This is a genomic window from Methylobacterium sp. J-118 (assembly GCF_057836565.1).
Window position 1 is genome coordinate 430,962 of record NZ_JBYQFA010000001.1, and the last position, 15,165, is coordinate 446,126.

Consider the following 15,165-nt stretch of genomic DNA (forward strand, 5'->3'; position numbering starts at 1 on the left):
CTCGGCGCCTCGATGCGCCGGACACGGGCCGATGCGACGGCCACCGCAGAGGCGCTGACCCGGGCGCAGACCGGTGCCGATCCGAAGGCGATCCGCTCGGCCGAGAAGGCGTACGCCGCGTCGCTGAAGCGCCAGGCGGCGGCACGGGATGCGTTCATCGATCAGGGGCGTGCCCTGCGCGCGAGCCGGAACGATCTGCTCGCCGGCGGCATCGAGCGTGCCGGCCGCGGTTTGAATATCGCCGGGGCCGAGCGCCAGCTCGCCTCGGCCACGGAGGGTGCGAACGCCGCCCTGCGCCAGCAGATCGCCCTCTTCAACCAAGCCGGCGCGGCATCCCACAAGGTCAGCGCAGCGCACCGCGACCTCGTCGGCGGTATGGGCGGATCCGGCCGGGCGCAGCTCGACCGGATCGAGGTCGGCCGGCGGCTGACCGAGGGCTTGAGTGCCCCGGGGCGCGCGTCCGCCACAGCCAGGGCCCAGGAGGCCGAAGCGGCCGCCCTGGCGATGGCCGAGCGGCGTCAGGCCCGGCGGGATGCTTGGAAGGGCGCGGCCGGCCTCGTGGGCTTGAGCGCCGTGCACCGGGCCGAGCACTTCGGCGGCGCCTCGTTGCACGCGTACGCCGAAATGGATGACCTGATGCGCTACCAGCGTGCCGTGGCGGGGCTCAACCAAGATGAGAGCCGGTCCCGCTACAAGCAGGCGCTCCACCTCGGCGGCGTGACCGGCTTCTCCGACCTCGATGTGGCGCACGCCCAGCTCGACCTCGCCCAGCGCGGGGTGAAGAAGGAACTGGTCGAGCCGATGATCGAGCAGATCGTGGCGTTCGCTCAGGCGATGAACACCACGCTCGGCGATGCCGCCAAGACCATGGAAGGGGTGGTGTTCACCACGAACCAGAACGTGGACGACGCGGAGACCGCCGGCAAGACCATGCGGCGGCAGGTGGACCTGGCGGTGAAGGGGGCCAAGCTCGGCGGTCTGGACGCCGACGACCTGAAGGACGCTTTCAAGTTCGGCGCGCCGACCGGATCGAGCGCCGGCCTGTCGAACGAGACGATGCTCGCGGCGTTCGGGCAGCTGCGGCGCGCGGGCTTTGCCGGGGCAGAGGCCGGCACGGCGGTGCGCTCCATCTCCTCGCGGCTCGTCACCCCGACATCGAAGACGCTCACCGCTTACGATGCCATGGGGATCGACTTCTCGAAGTTCACGACCATGCCGCAGGCGGTACGACATGCGGCCCCCGGCATGACGATGAAGCGCAACTTCGGTAAGGCATTGTCGAAGTCGCAACAGGCGCGCTTCGACGCGATCATGGATGATCCCGAAATCTTCGGGGATCAGGCAGAGTTCACGAAGCACGCTTCCGAGATCGTCAGCCAGAACTTCGAGAAGGTCGGCAAGGGCAAGAATAAGGGCAAGATGAAGGCCCAGGACTCCGCCAAGGTCGCCAAGGTGTTCGGCGGTTTGTGGAAGGCGATGGTCCAGAGTGTCGACGTCGAGGGACTGTGGGATGCCATCCTCGATGCCGATCCGACCACCGGTCAGGCTACCATGGCGTTCGGCGACAAGCGCGCCGGCCAGGTCATGGCGCTTGCCAGGAAGAAGCAGCAGTTCCGCGAGGCGCGCGAGACGCTGAAGCACACCCCGGACGGCTTCGCGCAGGATGTCGGCGATACCCGCATGGGCGGGTTCGCCGGCGCCAAGAAGCGGCTCTCGGGAGCGATCGTCAGCGTGGAGACTGCGCTCCCGCGCAGCCTCGACAACGGTGGCCAGGGCGGCGCGCTGACGGGTGTCACCAGCGCGCTGGCATCCACGATCCAAGCCTTCGCCGAGTTGCCGCCGACTGCCCACCAGGCGGCGGTGGCGCTGGGCGTCGTCGGGTCGGCCGTGGTGGGCGTGAAGAGCCTGGGGCTCCTGGCGGACGGCTTCGGCCTGAAGGGCTCGGCAACGTCGCTGACCGGGGCGGCCGAGGCCTTGACGGCCGCGGCCGCACGCCTGGGCGCGGCGGGGGCGGTGGACGGCGCGGCCAACGCTGCCGGTGCCGCGGCCGGCGGCAAGGGACTGGGCCGAATCGGCAAGCTCGGGGCCGCGGGCTTCCTGGGCGGGGCGGGGCTCGGCATCATCGCCATCGGCGCGGGCGTCGCGGCGATCGACTACCTGACGCCCGAGAACAACAACAGGATGAATGGGTACGGCCGGGCCCGGCGCCGGCCGGAGAACGACCTCCGCTCCTACCCCGCCGACTGGGGCCCCGGCGGTGGTGTGGATGTCGGTAGCGGCCTTGGGGCCCGAGCCGGTACCTTCAGCACGAGCCGTCCCAGGACGTGGAGCGAGACAGTTTTCGGCAGCACCCGCGCGGGCGGCCGGGATCCGACCAAAATGGATCTGCCGGTACCGCCCTCCATGGGCGGGTCGGCGTCCACGCCCTCGTTCACCCCGAAGGTCGACACCACCCAGATCGAGGGTGTCACACCGAAGGTCGACGCCGCGAAGGAGAAGTTCTCCGAGCTCGGGAGCGCCTCGGCCCGGCCCACGGTCGATACGTCCTCGATCTCGGAAGCGATCGGGCTTGTGCAGCAGCTTGCCAATGCCCTCGGCGCTATCGGGCCGGCGGCGGCAGGCGCCAGGTCGCGAATCGCGAGCGTCCAGGCCCCGCGCCGGGGCGCCAATCCCGGCTGGATCGGCGCCGGCGACTACACGACCGCCTGAATCGGGAGACGGACATGCGCGCGACGTTCTACGTCTTGGCGAACGGCAACGACCTCGGCTCGAAGCTCAATCCGATCCTGACCTCGATCGCGATCCGGGACAGCGACGGCGGCAAGAGCGACACCCTTGAGATCGAGCTCGATGACGCCGGCGGCCAGATCGAACTGCCCCCGACCAACACGCCGATCGAAGCCGGCATCGGCTGGGAGGACAAAGGGCGGTACACTCAGTTCTCGGGCAAGGTGGACAAGGTGACTTCCGTCATCAGCCGCGGCGGCGGCCTCATGCTCACGATCAGCGCCAAATCGGCGGACGAGAAGGGCGCGCCCAAGGAGCGCCGGGAGAAGCACCACGATACCGGCAAGCTATCCGATGTCGCCAAGAAATGGGGCACCGATGCCGGGCTCACCGTGAGCGTCGCCCCGGGGGTGGACCACTCCCGCGACTATTGGGCGATGCAGGGCGAGAGCTTCCTCTCGTGGGGCTCCCGGATCGCCCAGGAGATCGGTGCGACGTTCAAGGTGCGGGGCAACCAGGCCGTGTTCGCCCAGCGCTCGGCCGGCTTGTCGATCAGTGGGCAGAACCTGCCGACCATCACCGTCTCCCCCGGGGATGGGGGCAACCTCATCAGCGGCAACCTCTCGCCGAACGAGGATGCCGACGACTGGCAGAAATTCCAAGCTCGCTACTACGATCCGAAGGCCGCGAAATACGTGACCGTGGATCATGAGGAGCGGCAGAAGCCCGGGACGGTCACGCACCAGCACCGGTTTAACGCGTCTGACGCGGACACGGCCAAGCGCCGTGCGTCATCGAACAACACTGAGGCGGACCGGAGCCGCGGCGGCGGCTCGGTGCAGATCGTCGGCGATCCGACCGCGCAAGCCGAGTGCCCGTGCGAGGTGTCTGGCTGGCGCGTCGGTATCGACGGCACGTACCGGGTCAGCTCGGCCGAGCACAAGCTTACGCGATCGGCGGGCTACGTCACAACGCTCGAACTGAAGCAACCGAGCGGGAACGCCGGCACGGACAGTCGCGGGATCACGTCTAAGACGGCCGGTACGTGACCCGTTCCGTCAACCTGTCCCCAGAGGCCGCCGCCCGCCGGGCCGAGTATGCCGCCAGGGACCGGGCCCATGCCGCCGTGATCCGCGCCAAGCGCGCGCACGAGCGCGCCTTGGCTAAGGAAGTCGAGGCCGCCCGGCTGGCTGCCGAGGTCGACCGGATCCGCTCGGAGGTGCGCCTGGGCTTGAAGCCGCCAGCTGGTCGTCATGCGGCTGTCGACAGGGCCGCTATGCTCCTGATCGGGCCGCTCGGCGGCGTTGGCTGTGGCGGTGCCCTCCTGCGCACCTGCGAGGTCCTCGCGGGCAAGGGACGGCATCCCGTGCCGTCCCTCCTGGCCGCTGGGCGATGGGACGATGAGGCAGCGCTACGGGCCGCCCTGGAGGCTTTCCGACCGAAGCTGGCCGCAATCGGCCTGCGGGTATGCCGGCGGAAGGCCGGGTGGCGGTTATCCCGAGCTAAGGCCTAGCATTACTGCAAGAGCGAGATCGGCCTGTGACGAAAAGCTTGTGCACATCGCTTACCACTACAGGCTGCAAGCCCGGTCCAGGGCTACGACCATGGTACGAATCTAGGTCGGGATGGACGCCAAGGGGATAAGCTTATGCGCCTAGTTAAAGCGCAAGTGCAAAATTATCGCAGCATCAGAGATACCGGTGTATTCGCGATCGAAAACCTGAAAACCATTTTGGTAGGACCAAACGAGGCTGGTAAAACTGCAATCCTACAAGCACTACAGAAGATCTCTCCCCCAGAAGGGGTGAAACCATTCAACCCTATCCGTGACTACCCCCGCGCTTTATACAATGATATAGCTAAGGGAAATACAAACCCGGCATCCGTTCTGGTTTCAACAGGCTGGTTCTCTCTTGACGAAGAGGACAAAGCTCTAATCCCCCCGTTCTTGAGATCCACCGATGTGCTTTATTCATATAATAGATATTTAGATAATCATGTCACGCATGGATTATCTAATGCACCAAATTTCATATATTATAAAGATATCAAGTCCGATTTGCTCCGCTTAGCTGCACACGTCGACAGAGAAGCGCCTGAAGCAGTAGGCAAAAAACATTCAGCAAAATTGGCGAGTATCACCTCCACATGGAAGGATTATACTGCGCTCAATCCTAAGACAGCAGCGCCACTTAGAAGTTGGCTTGAAGAGGTCATTCCAGACATCGACGAGGACAATTCCAGGGAAATCGATCGTCGAGATCAGATTGACAACCGAATAAGGGGCTGGGCCGAGTACCTAGAGGCACTCAATACCCTCGAAAAACGGTTGCCCAAGTTTGTTCTATTCAATAATATATTCCGGGTAAAGCCCAACATACATCTTGGTCAGCTTGCCCAGCGACTGAGCACTGGCATGATGGATGATGAGCTTTACGATTGCGGGAATTCCTGCCTTCAAAACTTCTTGGTTTCGCGGCTGACGAATTATCGGAACTCGGTCGTGTCGCAGATCCAACTGCTGGCAACGCTGAAGCACTTGATGCTTTTCGGGAGCAACTGGACAACAGAAATTACCAGCTAAATGCTGCAAGTATCAAATTATCAAGAGAAATTAGAGATGTTTGGAACCCGGACGAAAAAAAGCAAGAGGCGAGCAAACTGCGGCTAGTGGCCGACGGTCAATATCTGAAAGTCGTTGTAGAAGATAGTGTTGGCGTAGAAGTCGAGCTGGATCAGAGATCTGAGGGATTCCAGTGGCTGGTTTCATTTTTTGTAGTATTTTTCTCTGAGGCGGGCAATAAGCATCAGAACGCTATCTTGTTGCTTGATGAGCCTGGTGTGAGCCTCCATGCGCTTAAACAGCGCGAATTTCGAAATACGGTAACGAAGCTAGCAGCTCATAATCAAACTATTTACACCACGCATTCGCCATTTATGGTTGGCCCTGATGAGCTGGACTTAGTGCGCGTTGTAGAGATGACGGACCGAGAAGTGGGTACGAAAGTCCACACGTCGATAACGTCTAGCGATCCTGCTGCCTTGCTGCCGCTCCAAGAGGCGTTGGGTTATGATCTCGCGCAAAGCCTTTTTGCACAGCAGCGTAATTTAATATGCGAAGGCTTAACAGATTACTGGTACGTCGAGGCAACAGCAGCTCTGCTCGCTCAAAGTGGCGAAGCAGTTCTGAATGATAGGATTGCCTTAATCCCTTCGAATACTGCCGGGAAGGTTATGTACTTTGCGACCATATTGACGGCACATAACCTTAAAGTGGCGGCTCTGCTCGATAGCGATAACGCCGGAGATCAGGCTGCCAAGCAGGAGGTCCTTGTCCATAAGCTAGGCGCAAAGCGCATTCTGCGAACCGCCGATTACACCGAACCTAAAATTCAAAAAGCGGAGATTGAAGATTTGCTCCGAGTAACGTTGGTCAAAGTTGCCAAGTCGGCGCTTGGTATCGATGTTGAAACGGAAGTTGCGGCCTCGCCAGACAAACCTTTAGTCGATTTGCTGGAGCGCAAAGATAAGGCAAATTTTTCGAAATACAATCTTGCGAAAGCGTATATACGCTGGACGCGAGATCATACCGCGACGGAGTTGGACGAGAGTGAAAGGCAGGGGTGGTCGAAACTTATCTCTGCCATCAATGGCGCTCTAAAATAGCAAACACAGGGTAAGGCGAAGAACTGAGTGGCGCGCAGACTGCCAATGCCGGGAAAACCGGCATTGGTCACAAGCCCGGCGTTTCTCAGTTTGCCCGCACAGCCTTTGGCAGGGGGCGTTTCGCCGAGCGGTGTGGCGATAACCTGGCCGGCGTGCAAATGTGGGTATCTCCCACATTTGCCGGCACGGCTCGATCAGCCCTCCGCCCGCACCTGCTCCTCGATCGCGGAGGCCTCGCGGGGATAGGTGAGCTGGTACCAGTCCGACAGTGCGTCGAGCGGTCGCGGGCCTACTGAACGGGAGCGCTGTTCGTCTGCGGTGCTGGACCCGGAGATTTTCCGTGAACGTCACGCGCGGCATACGCCGCCGCGATGTCGCGGAAAGAGGGAACGCGGTCACTGAACACCAGGGCCGAAGCGATGACAGCGCCGATGAGCAGCGGCGCCAGGATCGCGGTGAGCAACGCGATGCCGAACTGCTTCTTGAACGATCCGGCCTCTTTCACCGCACTCACGATCGCGGTCTCAAGGACAGCTTTTTTCCCCTGCTCGATTTCGTCGGCGAGGTAGGCACGCGCGGCAGCATCGAAGAAGCTGCCGGCGCTCGCCCGGAGGCCCTGGAACTGCGAGTCCGTGAAGTTGCTGATCCAGCCATCGATCTCAGCGTCCGATGGCGGATGACCGTGGCGCTGCTCGAAGTGCCCGATCCACTCGCGGCGCTCGAAGGCGAAAAGCGCGTACGTGATGAAGTCGATAGGCGCCGGGCTGTCGTCTGCTCCGGTAAGCTTCTCGAAAACCTCGCGATCGTTCTCGGGCATCAGCGCTTCGGAGCGGCCGGCTTGAACGCCCCTGTTGCGTTGCTCGCTCGTTCCATGGCGCGCTCAACGCGGGCCAGCGTCATGTGCGATGGTGGGCTTGGCGGATTCCGAGGTGGCGGATTTGCCTGACCGCTGGTGATGCGACCTGGGATCGGTGAGTTCCGCGGTGGGGTCCGATGACCGTTCGCTGCCATGTGCCCCTCCCTTACCGTACGAGGTTGTCATGTGGTTTCGCCCTCCGCAAGGCGAAACCGGGTCCGGGGTAACCGAGCCCTGCAGATACGGCAGGACAGAGGCGGGAAAAGCCATCAGGCCCTGATCGTGTTCCCTGTAGGCTCAATCCCAGGTGCAAAGGCGCTCTGATGCGGCGGCGCCACGAGCGCGCCGCCAGCTTGGCGGGATGCCCCTATTCGTTGGTCAGGAGGCTTTTCAGCTCGTCCATCGTCGCGGCCTTCAGCGGCCCATTGGCGAGGGCATCTTCGTACATCGATATGATGTTCTGCGCCTCGGTATCAAAATCGTCCCCGAGCACGGTCCTCATCATATTGCTGAGGAAACGGATGGCGGCGCCTTGGGCGATGATAGTCGGCCCGTGGCTCTGAGCCAGCTCGCTCACCGCATCAATCTGGGCTTGCATGCTCATCCGTTCGCCCCTCACCGATAGGCCTGTGCCGGCATAATTGAGCGATAGGGTTATCGGCGGGTAAAGGAGGCCGGATGGGCGGTGCGGCCATAGGGCCCTGAAACGCAAAAACCCCGCCGCCTTGCCAGGCACGGGATTCTTGAACTTCACAGGATCCGATCACCTTTGGGGCGGATCGCTCCAGACCCTCGGGCCTATAGCCGGTACCCGCTCGGCCTCATCGACTTTCGCCGCAGCCTCGAGGGCCGCGGCCGACTCGGCCTTCAGCATAATCGAGCCGGTGGTGTCAGGGTCTGTCCAAACCGGTCCGGCCTGAACGACCTGCTCAACCGGGGTTGTCCGGGGGCGCTCATGCCCAATGAACACCGCGGTCAGACCGACCCCGATCAGGACGATGGCCGTCCCGTCGACGATCATATGGCTCAGTCTCGGCATGGCACCCGCGCTCATTTAGGAGCCCCAGGGCTACGGCGGCCGGCTTAACGATCTCTCGGCCAAGAAGCAGAAAACCCGCCCCGGCTTGCGCCCGGCGGGTTTTGCGTACAACCTGTTTTGTGGAGCGTGAGACCTCCCGAACCGGACCCTTGCAGGGGTTGGCGGTTCAGCCACAGAGCGGAAATCACAGCCTTGCAGGGCTTCGATCCCGCTGTATGAACGTGTCGCACTTAGGTGTGCGACGCGACCGGTGAAACTATGCCGGGAGTGCCACGGCACCGTCAAGAGCGATCTCGACGGGTCATACAAGAGCCTTCGGGTGAAGGCCGTGGCGCACGTTCTCTGTGGCGTGTTCTCACACTCCTGGCGCCCACGCTGACCGTGGGCATCCACTGTCCAGATTTGGATAGTGGCCGGCCGTGAGAAGCCGGTTCTCACAGAGACTGACTACGATGACATCTGAGATACCGACCCGAAAGATCGAGGTGACACTTGATCTCAAGCGGCGTTCTTGGCTGAAGGTTGATAAATCGGCCGGATCGACTGCCTGTTGGTTATGGACAGGCAAAACACAGAACGGCGGATATGGCGTTCTGCATAGGGGTACGAAGAATAACGACACTGCTTACGCCCACCGCGTGTCGTTTCAGATTGCGACCCAAATTGATCCTGTTGGGTCGCTGGTCTGTCATCGATGCGACAACCCGAGTTGCGTCAATCCCGACCACCTCTTTTTAAGATCTGCCGCCGATAACACAGCCGACATGATTGCGAAGGGCCGCAAGGCCATTAGCAGCCATCATCGAGTATGCGGGGAGGCGCACGGCGCGGCGAAGATCACGGAAACAGCTGTTGCTACGATCAGGGCGCGAGCATCGGCAGGCATATCAAGCAGCGTGCTTGGGCGGCAATTCGGTCTCGACAGCAGCACCATTCGCCAGATCGTCCGGGGTGAAATCTGGCGGCATGTCCCTGTGCATAACCAGGGAGGGCGCGCCTGATGTCCAACCCTACATCCCGCCGCGGGATCCTCCGCGGCCTCACCACGCTCCCGCTGATCGGCGGCGGCGTGATCCTCACCGGCCGGCCCACTGCGGTGGCCGAGCCCATCAGCCGCGAGCTGCTGGAGAGCTACAGCGCCTTCCTCTATTTTGAGCGGCGCTACCTCCACGCGGTGACCTGGCCGCTCGAGGAGCCCGGGACTTTCTCGAAGTTCGTGCCGATGTCCAACGCGGGCGCGTACTTTCACGATCTCAAGCCTGGCACCGGCGGCCCACAGGCTTGGCGGACTTCCGGCGCAGATGCGCAGCACCGCGCCGCGCTCGTCCTGAGCGCGGTCGGATGCGACTGGAAGGCTGGCGAGCAATGAGCCTGCCCCCAAAGCTATCGCCCGGCGCCATTCGCGATGAGAAGCGCCGCGCGATCAGCCGGAGCCCGCTCGGCCTCTTGCTGCATGCCTGGAGGCTCAAGCGCGTCCGGTAGGCGATGGCGACGTTGAGCCGTCGCCTCGCAGCCTATGAGGAGGCGTACGGTACCGGCACATTTAAGATGACGGACGAGGATCTCCGAACCGCCGGCCTCTCCCGCACCGCTGAATGAACAAAAGAGCCCCGGCCGCTCAGCGGTCCGGGGCTCGAACGTCTTCGGTCTCAACCAAATTCGAGGTCACTTTTTCTTCTTCTTGGCCTGAGACAGGTCGGACGCGGCGACCTCCTTTTCCTTCTTCGTAGAGCTTTTGCTGCTGAGTTCTTTGCTGGCGTCAGATGCTGCCTTTTTGCCGGTGACCATAGCTTCCCTCCTGAATGAAGAGACGAACGAAACAGAATCAGTTTTCGCGCGCAAGGCCACCAGACCATTACTCCACAACTGCTGCGCAAAAGCTTGAGCGTACGACGGATCTCGCCCGGGTCGGCCACCTCAGCGTCGCGCAGCTGCCGGGCCTCGTGCACCTGCTTGCGGGTCAGACCGAGGTCGGCGGCGGTGGCCGGGGCAGTGTTCCCGGCTGGAACACTGCCGCCGTGCCGCGACTGTGTGGCCACCTCGCCCCGCTCCTGCGCGGCGTCGTACTCATCCGCGAGCCGGCGCTATCGATGCGCGCGCAAAGAAGCGGATCAGAGCAGGGCTGGGGTAGTGAACGAGAAGTCGATTTTGACGCCAAACAGGAATTGATCGGGACTGCCGAAGGGACGCCGTACCAACGGGCTGTCAGCGGAGGCGCCTAGGATGCGGGTATAGCCGGCATAGGCTGTGTAGGCCCAGGTCTCGTTCGGTGTGTAGGTTACGGCACCGAGCACGCCCGCCGAATAGAAGCTGCGCGGATCGTACGCGGTAACCCGCCCGTTGATCGCCGCCTCAGTGGGCGACACGCCAAAGTACTTTCGAGCGAAGCTGGCATCACCTATGTTGAAGCGCGGCCCGATCGAGAACAGGAGCTTATCCGTTGGGATCAGGTAGTCGGCCGCCACCGAGCCGACTGTGCCGTGATGGCCGTAGACGCCCTGCTGAGCCTCGACGCGCGTCCGGATGAAGGAAACCGGGTAGAACTCCGCGAACACGCCGGGCTCGAGCGCAAAGCGTGCATCGCGGATGCCGAGCAGGTGAGCGCGGTCATCACCGTAGTAGCGACCCGGTACGACGCGGACGGTTGGACCGATCCGGAACATCGGATCATCGTAGAGGGAAAGGCTGAACCCATCATCGGGTGCCGAGAACCGCCGCGGCTCGCCGACCCGGCGGATGTCGATCGATGGGTAGCCAACCGCGGTGTAGTCGCTCGACCCGGGATACCGCGGCACGACCTGAAGCGAGCCACTGAGCGTCACGATCCACGTGGTAGGATCGACCTGTGCAAAGGTTGGTATCGGGCGCGGCATCACAGCGCCGAGATCCGCAGCACTTGCGGCCGCGGTGCCGTAGGCAGCGAAGAGTGCGCCCGCGCCGAAAACAGCGCGGAAACGCGATAGGCACTGAAGCGGTGAATCCATGGCCACGCTTTATGCTGCAGTTTCATCCCGGCCGCATTGGGTAAGGGCCCGTCCTCCCTCTGAAGGTCGTGCAATCGAGCTGCCCGTGATGATTCCGCAACGTTTCATGCGATGCGATCAAGCGCCTGCCAGTGATCAAGCGAGCCACACTTTGGCCTACGGGCGGGGCTTTCCTCTTGCTTGCCGGGGGGCTGTATTCGATGAGGATCGAGCATGTCGCCGTGGTTGGCTGCCGTCCTGAGCCTTGAGACCGCGCTGTGCTCCGCGATCCTGGCTGAGGCTGCCTACGATCGCGATAAGGAGCAAGAGCCGGCGGCCGGTATCGCCCGGGTGTCCGCGTGGCTCCTGCTGGCTGCTGCTGGCATCCTGCTGTGGTCGAAGGCAAGCTGACGCCCGCTGCGTTATGCTGACCGGTTGTCGATGAGCTGATCTCGGCCGCCTGGGGTGCGTTTGGGGTTCCGAACCCCGGCGGTCCCCAACGAAAAATCCGCACCCCAGCTGAACCCCAGAGCGCGAAAATGCGAAAGGCGACCTATCGGCCGCCTCGCATAAAGCACTGCAAATAATAGGGTATTTTGGTCGGAGTGGCCGGACTTGAACCGACGACCCCCTGTCCCCCAGACAGGTGCGCTACCGGGCTGCGCTACACTCCGATGCCCCAAGGGCTCCGGGCTCATAGCCTTCGTGCCCCGCCGGTGCAACCCCTTCGAACCGCTGCTCCGGGCCGGACGCGCTGGCGCTCGCCGTCTTCGGCCGCTACGGGGAGCGCCTGCCCCCGGTTTCGCCCGAGGATCATGACCGACCGACCGATCGCCTTCGATCTCACGCGCCTCGTCACGCGCCTGCGCCACGCCAGCCCCTCGGGAATCGATCGCGTCGATCTCGCCTACGCCCGCGCTTTTCTCGGTCGTGACCGAACCGGCTTCGGCGTCGTCTCCACGGCGTTCGGGCCGCGGGTCCTCGACCGCGACCGGTCCCTCGCCATCGTCGAGGCCGTGGCGGCCGGCTGGGTCGAGGACCGGGAGGCGCAGGCGGATCCGATCTACCACCGCTTGGCTTCGCGCTGCGGCGCAGCCGGGCTCGACGCGGCGTCTGAGGCCTCGGGTCGGCGGACCGGCACCCATGCGCGGCGCCGGATCCAGGCCCGGACGGCGGCCGATATCGTGCTGCGCGGCCGTCCGGTGGCCGCGCTCCCCCGCGACACGCTCTATCTCCACACCTCGCACCTGCGCCTCGACGATCCCCGGCGCTTCGACTGGCTCTACACGCGCCGGGACGTACGCGCCGCCTTCTTCGTCCACGACCTCATCCCGATCACCCATCCCGAATACGGCCGCGCCGGCGAGGCCGAGCGCCACAGGGCGCGCCTGCGCACCATCGGGCGGCATGCCGCCGCGATCCTGGTGAACTCGGACGATACCGGCTGGCGCACCCTCGAACACCTGGCCGCCGAAGGCTTCGGCCGGCCGCCGGTGGCGGTGGGCCATCTCGGCGTCGAGGCCGCCTTCGGGCGCGCGGGGCCGCGGTTCCGGCCCGACCGGCCGACCTTCCTGGTGTGCGGCACGATCGAGTCGCGCAAGAACCACCTGCTGCTGTTCCAGATCTGGCGGCTCCTGGCCGAGCGCCACGGCGCCGCCGTGCCGCGCCTCGTCGTGGTCGGGCGCCGCGGCTGGGAGGCCGAGAGCGCCATCGACATGCTGGAGCGGTGCCCCGGCGTGCGCGCCCACGTGATAGAGGCCACGGGGCTGTCCACCCACGGCCTGGCGGCGCTGATGCGCAGCTGCACCGCGCTGCTAATGCCGTCGTTCACGGAGGGCTACGGGATCCCGCTGGTCGAGGCCGCGGCCTCCGGGCTGCCGGTGGTGGCCTCCGACATCCCCGTCCATCGGGAGATCGCCGACGGCTTCGCCCTGTTCCGCGATCCCCTCGACGGTCCGGGCTGGCTCGCGGCGATCGAGGCGCTGGCCGCTCCGGCGTCGCCGCTGCGGCGGGACCTGGCCGCCCGACTCGACGCCTACGTGCCGCCGGACTGGACGGCCCATTTCGACGCGGTCGGACCGACCCTGGCGGCGCTCTGACCATGGCCCGAGTTGCGCCGCCCCGGCCCGATCAATAAGGAAAAGCGTCGGTCTGCGAGGCGGATGCAGCCTGTCGGCCGAACAATCTCGGGTGGAACGGAGATCCTGCCGATGCAGGTGGTCGACCTCGATCGTGATACGGTCAAGCGCGGGCTCGATGACGGCACGATGCTGATCATCGATGTACGCGAACCGCACGAATACAGCGCTGGACATATTCCCGGCGCCGTCTCGCATCCGCTCTCCGAATTCGATCCGGAGGCCGTGGCTGCCCTCGTCGCCGAGGACGGGCGGCAGCCCGTCTTCTCCTGCGCCTCCGGGGTGCGTTCGGTCCACGCGCTGATCGCGGCGCAGAATGCCGGTCTCGACATCACCCGCCACTACAAGGGTGGCTTCAAGGACTGGTACGGGGCGGGGGAAACGATCGCGTAGCGGCCGGATCAATCCGGACTGCGCCGCTGTCATGTGCGCTCGCGCACAAGCAACATCGTTGCCCGCGGGTTACGGCGCGTCTGCGGCGGAACTATCGTCAAGCTCGGCGCGACCCTCGGTCGGCCAATGGACAGCAGGACCCGATGCGCAGCCGGCTTACCAGCCTCCTCACCGTTCTCTCAGGACTGGCCGCCGGCCTCGCCGCAGGTCCGCTCGCGACGCCCGCGCACGCCCAGGCCCCGGGCGGTCCACCGCCGAAGGTCACCGTGGCGAAGCCGGTGGTGCGTCAGATCGTCGAGCAGGACCAATATACCGGCCGCTTCGACCCGATCGAGTACGTCGAAGTCCGCGCGCGGGTCACCGGGTACCTGGAGAAGATCAACTTCACCGACGGCCAGACGGTGAAGAAGGGCGACGTCCTGTTCGTCATCGACCGGCGGCCCTACAAGGCCGCACTGGAGCAGGCTCAGGCGGCGCTGACTTCGGCCAAGGCGCGCCAGTCGTTCTCGCAGACCGACCTGGAGCGCGCGCAGACCCTTTCGAAGAGCGGAAACATCTCCGAGCAGGTGACCGACCAGCGCCGGCAGGCCTCGCAGACCGCCCAGGCGGATGTCGACAGCGCCCAGGCCGCGCTGAACAACGCTCAGCTCAACTTCGATTTCAGCGAGGTGAAGGCGCCGATCAACGGCCGGATCAGCCGGCGGCTGGTCACGGAGGGGAACATCGTCAGCGCCGACCAGACGATGCTGACGACGATCGTGTCGCTCGATCCGATCTATTTCAGCTTCACGGTCGATGAGAAGGCGTTCCTGAAATATCAGACCAGCCTCGGCATCGGCATGGGCCAGACCCAGCAGGGCAAGGGCGTGCCGATCCTGATCTCGCTGTCGGGCGAGGCGAAACCGACCCGCAAGGGCACCCTCGACTTCGTGGACAACCGGGTCGACACCGCCACCGGCACGATCCTGCTGCGGGCCACGGTGCCGAACGGCGACCTGTTCATCAAGCCCGGCCTGTTCGGCATCGTGTCGATGCCCGCCACCAAGCCGTTCCAGGGGGTGATGATTCCCGACGAGGCGGTGGCCGCCAACCAGGACAAGCGGATCGTCTATCTGGTCGGCGCCGACAACGTCATCCAGCAGAAGGACGTGGTGCTCGGGCCGAAGGTCGACGGCTACCGGGTGATTCAGTCCGGGCTGAAGGGCGACGAGACGGTGGTGGTCAACGGCATCGCCCGGGTCCGGCCCGGCGCGAAGGTGACCCCCGAGACCGTCGAGCTGCCCCCGAGCAAGACGTGAGCCCGACGGGCTCGCCGCGACTGCCTACGAGCGCGCCGCACGGCGCGCGCCGCACCGATGACGCAGGGCCCCGGCCGGGTGACCG

Annotated in this window: 16 protein-coding genes and 1 tRNA gene; 11 read left to right on the forward strand and 6 right to left on the reverse strand. The window is 64.3% G+C overall.

The window, feature by feature from the left end:
* Positions 1–12 precede the first annotated feature (12 nt).
* The 5 genes from AC3IF3_RS02010 (at position 13) to AC3IF3_RS02030 (ending at position 6,393) form a co-directional block, all read left to right on the forward strand.
* Positions 13–2,709: a phage tail tape measure protein gene (locus tag AC3IF3_RS02010; RefSeq protein ID WP_489227031.1), complete on the forward strand. Its 2,697-nt coding sequence runs from the start codon at positions 13–15 to the stop codon at positions 2,707–2,709.
* A 14-nt stretch (positions 2,710–2,723) separates the two neighbouring features.
* Positions 2,724–3,776, forward strand: a complete 1,053-nt coding sequence (locus AC3IF3_RS02015) for a phage late control D family protein (RefSeq protein ID WP_489227032.1) — start codon at positions 2,724–2,726, stop codon at positions 3,774–3,776.
* Complete coding sequence (locus AC3IF3_RS02020) at positions 3,773–4,240, forward strand: hypothetical protein (RefSeq protein WP_489227034.1); 468 nt, start codon at positions 3,773–3,775, stop codon at positions 4,238–4,240. The genes AC3IF3_RS02015 and AC3IF3_RS02020 overlap by 4 nt, the downstream gene beginning before the upstream one ends.
* A gap of 135 nt (positions 4,241–4,375) precedes the next feature.
* Entirely contained in the window at positions 4,376–5,311 is a 936-nt protein-coding gene (locus AC3IF3_RS02025; protein WP_489227035.1) for an AAA family ATPase, read from the forward strand.
* Positions 5,312–5,322: 11 nt separating this feature from the next.
* On the forward strand, positions 5,323–6,393 hold the full coding sequence (locus AC3IF3_RS02030; protein WP_489231214.1) for an ATP-dependent nuclease: 1,071 nt from the start codon (positions 5,323–5,325) through the stop codon (positions 6,391–6,393).
* 289 nt (positions 6,394–6,682) lie between these two features.
* On the opposite strand, the gene AC3IF3_RS02035 is transcribed toward AC3IF3_RS02030, so the two are convergent.
* The 3 genes from AC3IF3_RS02035 to AC3IF3_RS02045 all read right to left on the reverse strand — a co-directional run bounded on the left by AC3IF3_RS02035 (position 6,683) and on the right by AC3IF3_RS02045 (position 8,270).
* A complete protein-coding gene (locus tag AC3IF3_RS02035; RefSeq protein ID WP_489227037.1) occupies positions 6,683–7,210 on the reverse strand; it encodes a hypothetical protein in 528 nt (175 codons plus the stop codon).
* A gap of 406 nt (positions 7,211–7,616) precedes the next feature.
* Positions 7,617–7,853: a hypothetical protein gene (locus AC3IF3_RS02040; protein WP_489227039.1), complete on the reverse strand. Its 237-nt coding sequence runs from the start codon at positions 7,851–7,853 to the stop codon at positions 7,617–7,619.
* A 159-nt stretch (positions 7,854–8,012) separates the two neighbouring features.
* Complete coding sequence (locus AC3IF3_RS02045) at positions 8,013–8,270, reverse strand: hypothetical protein (protein WP_489227040.1); 258 nt, start codon at positions 8,268–8,270, stop codon at positions 8,013–8,015.
* 470 nt (positions 8,271–8,740) lie between these two features.
* On the opposite strand from AC3IF3_RS02045, the gene AC3IF3_RS02050 reads away from it, so the two are divergent.
* Both AC3IF3_RS02050 and AC3IF3_RS02055 read left to right on the forward strand, forming a co-directional pair.
* Positions 8,741–9,289 (forward strand): HNH endonuclease signature motif containing protein, encoded by a 549-nt coding sequence (locus tag AC3IF3_RS02050; protein WP_489227042.1) that lies wholly within the window; start codon positions 8,741–8,743, stop codon positions 9,287–9,289.
* Positions 9,289–9,657: a hypothetical protein gene (locus AC3IF3_RS02055; protein WP_489227043.1), complete on the forward strand. Its 369-nt coding sequence runs from the start codon at positions 9,289–9,291 to the stop codon at positions 9,655–9,657. The genes AC3IF3_RS02050 and AC3IF3_RS02055 overlap by 1 nt, the downstream gene beginning before the upstream one ends.
* Positions 9,658–9,953: 296 nt before the next feature.
* On the opposite strand, the gene AC3IF3_RS02060 is transcribed toward AC3IF3_RS02055, so the two are convergent.
* Complete coding sequence (locus tag AC3IF3_RS02060; RefSeq protein ID WP_489227045.1) at positions 9,954–10,076, reverse strand: hypothetical protein; 123 nt, start codon at positions 10,074–10,076, stop codon at positions 9,954–9,956.
* A 323-nt stretch (positions 10,077–10,399) separates the two neighbouring features.
* Positions 10,400–11,272 carry a MipA/OmpV family protein gene (locus AC3IF3_RS02065; RefSeq protein ID WP_489227046.1) on the reverse strand — a complete coding sequence of 291 codons (873 nt, stop codon included), beginning with the start codon at positions 11,270–11,272 and terminating at the stop codon, positions 10,400–10,402.
* A gap of 213 nt (positions 11,273–11,485) precedes the next feature.
* Here AC3IF3_RS02065 and AC3IF3_RS02070 point away from each other — a divergent pair, with 213 nt between their 5' ends.
* Positions 11,486–11,662, forward strand: a complete 177-nt coding sequence (locus AC3IF3_RS02070; protein WP_489227048.1) for a hypothetical protein — start codon at positions 11,486–11,488, stop codon at positions 11,660–11,662.
* A 186-nt stretch (positions 11,663–11,848) separates the two neighbouring features.
* Here AC3IF3_RS02070 and AC3IF3_RS02075 read toward each other — a convergent pair.
* Positions 11,849–11,925: transfer RNA gene (locus AC3IF3_RS02075), tRNA-Pro, on the reverse strand.
* Positions 11,926–12,066: 141 nt separating this feature from the next.
* Here AC3IF3_RS02075 and AC3IF3_RS02080 point away from each other — a divergent pair.
* The 3 genes from AC3IF3_RS02080 (at position 12,067) to AC3IF3_RS02090 (ending at position 15,080) form a co-directional block, all read left to right on the forward strand.
* Positions 12,067–13,350, forward strand: coding sequence for a glycosyltransferase family 4 protein (locus AC3IF3_RS02080; RefSeq protein ID WP_489227050.1), 1,284 nt, complete (start codon positions 12,067–12,069; stop codon positions 13,348–13,350).
* A 111-nt stretch (positions 13,351–13,461) separates the two neighbouring features.
* Positions 13,462–13,782 carry a rhodanese-like domain-containing protein gene (locus AC3IF3_RS02085; RefSeq protein WP_243970643.1) on the forward strand — a complete coding sequence of 107 codons (321 nt, stop codon included), beginning with the start codon at positions 13,462–13,464 and terminating at the stop codon, positions 13,780–13,782.
* A gap of 143 nt (positions 13,783–13,925) precedes the next feature.
* The gene (locus tag AC3IF3_RS02090) at positions 13,926–15,080 is read left to right on the forward strand and encodes an efflux RND transporter periplasmic adaptor subunit (RefSeq protein WP_489219514.1); all 1,155 of its coding nucleotides are present in this window, start codon (positions 13,926–13,928) and stop codon (positions 15,078–15,080) included.
* The last annotated feature ends 85 nt before the right edge of the window (positions 15,081–15,165 follow it).

What these genes read in the sequence shown, in the direction of transcription:
- AC3IF3_RS02035 (WP_489227037.1), bottom strand. Translation starts at nt 7,210, where the DNA reads ATGCCCGAGAACGATCGCGAGGTTTTCGAGAAGCTTACCGGAGCAGAC.
- AC3IF3_RS02015 (WP_489227032.1), top strand. Translation starts at nt 2,724, where the DNA reads ATGCGCGCGACGTTCTACGTCTTGGCGAACGGCAACGACCTCGGCTCG.
- AC3IF3_RS02060 (WP_489227045.1), bottom strand. Translation starts at nt 10,076, where the DNA reads ATGGTCACCGGCAAAAAGGCAGCATCTGACGCCAGCAAAGAACTCAGC.
- AC3IF3_RS02050 (WP_489227042.1), top strand. Translation starts at nt 8,741, where the DNA reads ATGACATCTGAGATACCGACCCGAAAGATCGAGGTGACACTTGATCTC.
- AC3IF3_RS02080 (WP_489227050.1), top strand. Translation starts at nt 12,067, where the DNA reads ATGACCGACCGACCGATCGCCTTCGATCTCACGCGCCTCGTCACGCGC.
- AC3IF3_RS02025 (WP_489227035.1), top strand. Translation starts at nt 4,376, where the DNA reads ATGCGCCTAGTTAAAGCGCAAGTGCAAAATTATCGCAGCATCAGAGAT.
- AC3IF3_RS02070 (WP_489227048.1), top strand. Translation starts at nt 11,486, where the DNA reads ATGTCGCCGTGGTTGGCTGCCGTCCTGAGCCTTGAGACCGCGCTGTGC.
- AC3IF3_RS02085 (WP_243970643.1), top strand. Translation starts at nt 13,462, where the DNA reads ATGCAGGTGGTCGACCTCGATCGTGATACGGTCAAGCGCGGGCTCGAT.
- AC3IF3_RS02010 (WP_489227031.1), top strand. Translation starts at nt 13, where the DNA reads ATGCGCCGGACACGGGCCGATGCGACGGCCACCGCAGAGGCGCTGACC.
- AC3IF3_RS02040 (WP_489227039.1), bottom strand. Translation starts at nt 7,853, where the DNA reads ATGAGCATGCAAGCCCAGATTGATGCGGTGAGCGAGCTGGCTCAGAGC.
- AC3IF3_RS02065 (WP_489227046.1), bottom strand. Translation starts at nt 11,272, where the DNA reads ATGGATTCACCGCTTCAGTGCCTATCGCGTTTCCGCGCTGTTTTCGGC.
- AC3IF3_RS02055 (WP_489227043.1), top strand. Translation starts at nt 9,289, where the DNA reads ATGTCCAACCCTACATCCCGCCGCGGGATCCTCCGCGGCCTCACCACG.
- AC3IF3_RS02090 (WP_489219514.1), top strand. Translation starts at nt 13,926, where the DNA reads ATGCGCAGCCGGCTTACCAGCCTCCTCACCGTTCTCTCAGGACTGGCC.
- AC3IF3_RS02045 (WP_489227040.1), bottom strand. Translation starts at nt 8,270, where the DNA reads ATGATCGTCGACGGGACGGCCATCGTCCTGATCGGGGTCGGTCTGACC.